This is a genomic window from Bordetella petrii, from assembly GCF_020991325.1.
Classification (GTDB): Bacteria; Pseudomonadota; Gammaproteobacteria; order Burkholderiales; family Burkholderiaceae_B; genus Bordetella_A; species Bordetella_A petrii_E.
Genome location: NZ_JAJMLX010000280.1, coordinates 1 through 5727, shown reverse-complemented (window position 1 = coordinate 5727; position 5727 = coordinate 1). Strand labels below are relative to the sequence as shown.

The following is a 5727-nucleotide window of genomic DNA, read 5'->3' as shown; positions in this document are numbered from 1 at the left end:
ATGGGCAGCACCAGCACTTATTTGCGCGGCCGCTTCGGCGGCCATGCCGGGCGCGCCCTGGCCAAGGGCGACACCGTCGGCCTGCATAGCCCGCTGGCCGGCAAACCCGCGGCGCGCAAGCGGCTGGCGCAGGCCCTGGCCGACCTGACGATTTACCTGCCCGCATCCCTGGTTCCGGGCCTGCGCCCTGCGCTGCGCGTCCTGCCCGGCATCCACTGGGACGAATTCGACACCGCCTCGCAGCAGCGCCTGCTGAAGGCGGAATTCACCATCAGCCCGCAGTCCGACCGTATGGGCTACCGGCTGGAAGGGCCCAGGCTCGCCATGGCCAGCCCGCGCCAGATCCTCTCGGAAGCCGCCAGCTACGGCACCGTGCAGGTGCCCGCGGGCGGCGAGGCCATCGTGCTGATGGCCGACCGCCAGACCACGGGCGGCTATCCCAAGATCGCCCAGGTCATCACCGTCGACCTGCCCGTGCTGGCGCAACGCGGCCCCGGGCAAACCGTCAGTTTCGCGCGCATCGAACTCGATGACGCGCAACGTCTGGATGGTGAGCGCGAAGACGCGTTCGCCCGATTGCAGGACGCCCTGGCCCCGCTGCGCGCCCTGCTCCACGCTTGAGGACACACCATGAGTACCGCCATAGACCTGAACTGCGACATGGGCGAAAGCTACGGCGCCTGGCACATGGGCAACGACGAAGCCGTGCTGCAATTCGTCAGTTCGGCCAATATTGCCTGCGGCTTCCATGGCGGAGACCCCTCCACCATGCGCAAGACGGTGGCGGCCGCGATGGCGCATAAGGTGTCCGTGGGCGCGCATCCCAGCCTGCCCGACCTGGTGGGCTTCGGCCGCCGCGCCATGCAGATTACGCCGCAGGAAGCCTACGACATGGTGGTGTACCAGGTGGGCGCGCTGGCCGCCGTGGCCGCCACGCAGGGTACCCGCCTGCACCATGTAAAGGCGCATGGCGCGCTGTACAACATGGCCGCCAAGGACGAGGCCCTGTCGCAGGCCATATGCCGCGCCGTGCGCGACGTGGATGCCAGCCTGGTGCTGTATGGCCTGGCGGGCAGCAAATTGGTGGAAGCGGCCCGGGAATTGGGCCTGCGCGCCGCGCACGAAGTGTTTGCCGACCGCTCTTACCAGGACGACGGCTCGCTGACGCCGCGCAGCCAGCCCGGCGCCATGATCGAGGACGTGGACACAGCGGTGGCGCAAGTGCTGAAGATGGTGCGTGAAGGCGTGGTGCGGTCGGTAAGCGGGCGCGACGTGCCCGTGCAGGCCGACACCCTGTGCATCCATGGCGACCAGCCCAATGCCCGGGTGTTTGCGCAGGCCCTGCGCGATGCGCTGAAGACGGCGGGCATCGACGTGCGCGCCGTGCCGCAAGCTTAGCCTGCTTACGGCCGGGGCCGGGGCCGGGGCCAGGCACGCAAAGTGCCCGGCACCGGAACAACCCTAGACCAGCACGCGCTCGATGCCGCCGGCATTGGCGCGTCCTACGTATTCTTCCATCCACTGCTCGCCCAGGATGTGGCGCGCCATTTCCACCACAATGTAATCCGCTTCCATGGCGGTGTCGCCCTGGTAGCGCGACAGGCCCTGCAGGCACGACGGGCAGGACGTCAGCACCTTGACGTCGCCCGCGTAGCCATCCTGGCGCAGCGCGGCCTGGTTTTTCTGCAGTTCTTCCTGCTTGCGGAAACGCACCTGGGTGGACACGTCGGGACGGGTCACCGCCAGCGTGCCCGATTCGCCGCAGCAGCGGTCGGTCTTGATGGCGCCGTCGCCCACCAGCGAACGCACGGTTTTCATTGGGTCCTGCAGCTTCATGGGCGTGTGGCAGGGGTCGTGGTACATGTAGCGCACACCCTTGGCGCCATCCAGCTTGATGCCTTTTTCCAGCAGGTATTCGTGGATATCGATCAGGCGGCAGCCCGGGAAGATCTTGTCGAATTCGTAGCCGGCCAGTTGGTCGTAGCAGGTGCCGCAGCTGACCACCACCGTCTTGATATCCAGGTAGTTCAGCGTGTTCGCCACACGGTGGAATAGCACCCGGTTGTCGGTAATGATCTGCTCGGCCTTGTCATTCATGCCGTTGCCGCGCTGCGGGTAGCCGCAGCACAGGTAGCCCGGCGGCAATACCGTTTGCACGCCCGCATGCCACAACATGGCCTGGGTGGCCAGGCCCACCTGCGAGAACAGCCGCTCGGAACCGCAGCCCGGGAAATAGAACACCGCCTCCGTATCGGCCGTGGTGGCCTTGGGGTCGCGGATGATGGGCACGTAATTGGCGTCTTCAATGTCCAGCAGCTTGCGGGCGCTTTGCTTGGGCAGGCCGCCTGGCATTTTCTTGTTGATGAAGTGCACCACCTGCTCGCGCAGCGGCGGCTTGCCCACCGTGGCGGGCGGATGGGCCGTCTGCTTGCGGGCAAAAGTGGACAGCACATCGTTGGCCAGGCGCTGCGCCTTGTAGCCCACCCCCACCATCGCCTTGCGGGTGGCGTTGATCGTGGCGGGGTCTTTGGCGTTCAGGAAGAACATGGCCGCCGACGTACCCGGGTTGAACGACTTGCGCCCCATGCGGCGCAACAGCGCGCGCATGTTCATGGACACATCGCCGAAGTCGATATCCACCGGGCACGGGTTGTAGCACTTGTGGCAGACCGTACAGTGGTCGGCCACGTCTTCGAATTCTTCCCAATGCTTCAGGCTGACGCCGCGGCGCGTCTGCTCTTCGTACAAGAAAGCCTCGACCAGCAGCGAGGTGGCCAGGATCTTGTTGCGCGGCGAATACAGCAGATTGGCGCGCGGCACATGGGTGGCGCACACTGGCTTGCACTTGCCGCAGCGCAGGCAGTCTTTCACTGATTCGGAAATGGCGCCGATGTCGCTTTGCTGCATGATGAGCGACTCGTGGCCCATCAGGTTGAAGCTGGGCGTCCAGGCGTGGCGCAGGTCGGCGCCGGGCATCAGCTTGCCGGCGTTGAAGTGCCCGCGCGGGTCGACCCGGCGCTTGTATTCCTGGAACGGCGCCAGCTCGGCTTCGGTCAGGAATTCGTACTTGGTCAGGCCGATGCCGTGCTCGCCCGAGATCACCCCGTCCAGGTCGCGCGCGATCTGCATGATGCGGGCCACTGCCTGGTGGGCCTCGGTCAGCATTTCGTAGTCGTCGGAATTGACCGGGATGTTGGTGTGCACGTTGCCGTCGCCGGCATGCATGTGCAAGGCTACGAACACGCGGCTTTTCAGCACGCGGGCATGGATGGCCTTGAACTCGTCCAGGATGTGCTTGCCGGTAGCGCCCGAAAAGATGTTCTGCAACGGCGCCAGCACCTCGGTCTTCCAGGACACGCGCACGGTGCGGTCTTGCAGCACGTCGAACATGCGGGCCTCGGGCTGCGCCGCCACGCGGTCGGCCAGCGCGCCCTGCAAGGCCGTCATGGCCAGGCTGGGCAGATCGGGCAGCGCCTGGCGCACCGGCAGATCCAGGTTGTCCAGCAGCCATTGCCAGCGGTGGCGCACGCGGGCCAGCATCTCGACGGCCTGGCGGGTGCGTTCGGCCAGGGCCTCGGCGCGGGTGGCCTCGTCTTCGGCGTCTTCGGCCTTGCCCACCGGCAACGGCGCGGCCAGGAAATCATCCAGCGCGCCCAGCAGCTTCAGCTTGTTGCGGGTGGACAGCTCGATATTGATGCGTTCGATGTGGTCGGTGTATTCGCCCATGCGGTTCAGCGGGATCACCACATCTTCATTGATCTTGAAGGCGTTGGTGTGCCGCGCGATGGCCGCGGTGCGCGAGCGGTCGAGCCAGAACTTCTTGCGGGCCTCGGCGCTGACCGCCACGAAACCCTCGCCGTGGCGGGTATTGGCCAGCCGCACCACTTCGCTGGCCGCCAGGGCCACGGCATCTTCGTCGTCGCCCACGATGTCGCCAATCAGTACCATCTTGGGCAGGGTGCCGCGCTTGCTCTTGGTGGCATAGCCCACCGCGCGCAGGTAGCGCTCGTCCAGGTGTTCCAGGCCGGCCAGGATGGCGCCGCGCGCGCGGCCTTCGCCGTCCAGGTAGCCCTTGACCTCGACAATGGACGGAATGGCATCGCGCGCCTGGCCGAAGAATTCCATGCACACCGTGCGGGTATGGCGCGGCATGCGGTGCAGTACCCAGCGGGCCGACGTGATCAGGCCGTCGCAACCTTCTTTCTGGATACCCGGCAGGCCCGCCAGGAATTTGTCGGTAACGTCCTTGCCCAGGCCTTCCTTGCGGAACACCCGGCCGGCGATTTCCAGTTGTTCGGTTTTCAGCAGCTTTTCGCCGGGCTTGCCGGTGCCGTCGAACCACTGCAGCTCGAAACGCGCCACTTCCACGTCGTGGATCTTGCCCAGATTGTGGTCCAGCCGGGACACTTCCAGCCAGTTGCCGTCCGGATCGACCATGCGCCACCAGGCCAGGTTGTCCAGCGCGGTGCCCCATAGCACGGCTTTCTTGCCGCCGGCGTTCATGGCGATATTGCCGCCCACGCACGAGGCCTCGGCCGAGGTGGGGTCGACGGCGAATACATAGCCGGCCTGCTCGGCGGCCTCGGCCACGCGCTTGGTGACCACGCCCGCGCCCGCATGGATGACGGCCGCGGGCTCGCTCCGCCCGGGCAGGATACAGGACTCGACCGCGCCCAGGGCATCGAATTTCTCGGTGTTGATGACGGCCGACTTCCAGGTCAGGGGAATGGCGCCCCCGGTATATCCGGTGCCGCCGCCACGCGGCACGATGGTCAGGCCCAATTCAATACAGGCACGCACCAGCGCGGCCGTCTCCAGCTCGCTGTCGGGCGTCAGTACCACGAAGGGGTATTCCACGCGCCAGTCAGTGGCATCGGTGACGTGCGACACGCGCGACAGCCCGTCGAACTTGATGTTGTCGCGCGCGGTAATGCGGCCCAGCGTCTTCTGCGCCTGCTTGCGCAGGTGATGCACCTGGTCGAACTCGCTTTCGAATGCGGCCACGGCCGAACGCGCCCGCGCCAGCAGTTCAACCACCTTGGCATCGCGCTGCGGGTCATGCCCTTCGGGCGTGGGAACGCCCGGCTCGCGGCGCTTGTCGATTTCGCCCAGGCGGTGGTGCAGCGCCTCGACCAGCAACTTGCGGCGCTTGGGGTTGTCGAGCAGGTCGTCCTGCAGATAGGGGTTGCGGCGCACCACCCAGATGTCGCCCAGCACCTCGTACAACATGCGGGCGGAACGCCCCGTGCGGCGCTCGCCGCGCAGGTCGGACAACCATTGCCAGGCATCGTCGCCCAACAGGCGCCCGACGATCTCGCGATCGGAAAACGACGTGTAGTTGTACGGGATTTCACGCAATCGCGTGGTGGCCGCGGGCGGAATCGCCGCGGACAGGATTTGGCTGGCGAGAGGGGCGTTCATGAACTAGCGGGGGAATAGGCCCTTAAAGAGCCATTTTATGACATTGCGGGCAGGCACCCTGAATCGCCCCGCCCGACGGCCCCGGCAAGGCCCTAGACGGGCTGGGGAAAGAACCACAGCAAACCGGCGGTCATGACGCTGTAGCGGGCGAACTTGCCGATGGCCATGTACAGCACGCAAGGCCAGAATGCCAGGCGCAGCCATCCCGCCACGGCGCACAGCGGGTCGCCCACCGCCGGCAGCCACGACAGCAGCAGGGCCGGCGGGCCCATGCGGTGCAGATATCAGGGAACTACGTCGCCGGCG

3 protein-coding genes and 1 pseudogene are annotated in these 5727 nt (G+C 66.4%); 2 read left to right on the top strand and 2 right to left on the bottom strand.

Annotated elements, in window-relative coordinates; genetic code table 11:
* Both LPZ50_RS20780 and LPZ50_RS20775 read left to right on the top strand, forming a co-directional pair.
* Positions 1-621: biotin-dependent carboxyltransferase family protein (locus LPZ50_RS20780; RefSeq protein ID WP_419195623.1), on the top strand; the 621-nt coding region annotated here is incomplete at its 5' end.
* A 9-nt stretch (positions 622-630) separates the two neighbouring features.
* The gene (locus LPZ50_RS20775; RefSeq protein WP_230664545.1) at positions 631-1398 is read left to right on the top strand and encodes a LamB/YcsF family protein; all 768 of its coding nucleotides are present in this window, start codon (positions 631-633) and stop codon (positions 1396-1398) included.
* 63 nt (positions 1399-1461) lie between these two features.
* On the opposite strand, the gene LPZ50_RS20770 is transcribed toward LPZ50_RS20775, so the two are convergent.
* Both LPZ50_RS20770 and LPZ50_RS20765 read right to left on the bottom strand, forming a co-directional pair.
* Positions 1462-5421, bottom strand: coding sequence for a DUF3683 domain-containing protein (locus LPZ50_RS20770; protein ID WP_230664543.1), 3960 nt, complete (start codon positions 5419-5421; stop codon positions 1462-1464).
* A 92-nt stretch (positions 5422-5513) separates the two neighbouring features.
* Positions 5514-5705 (bottom strand): annotated as a pseudogene (locus LPZ50_RS20765) (YqaA family protein); the annotation flags it as partial.
* Positions 5706-5727 lie beyond the last annotated feature (22 nt).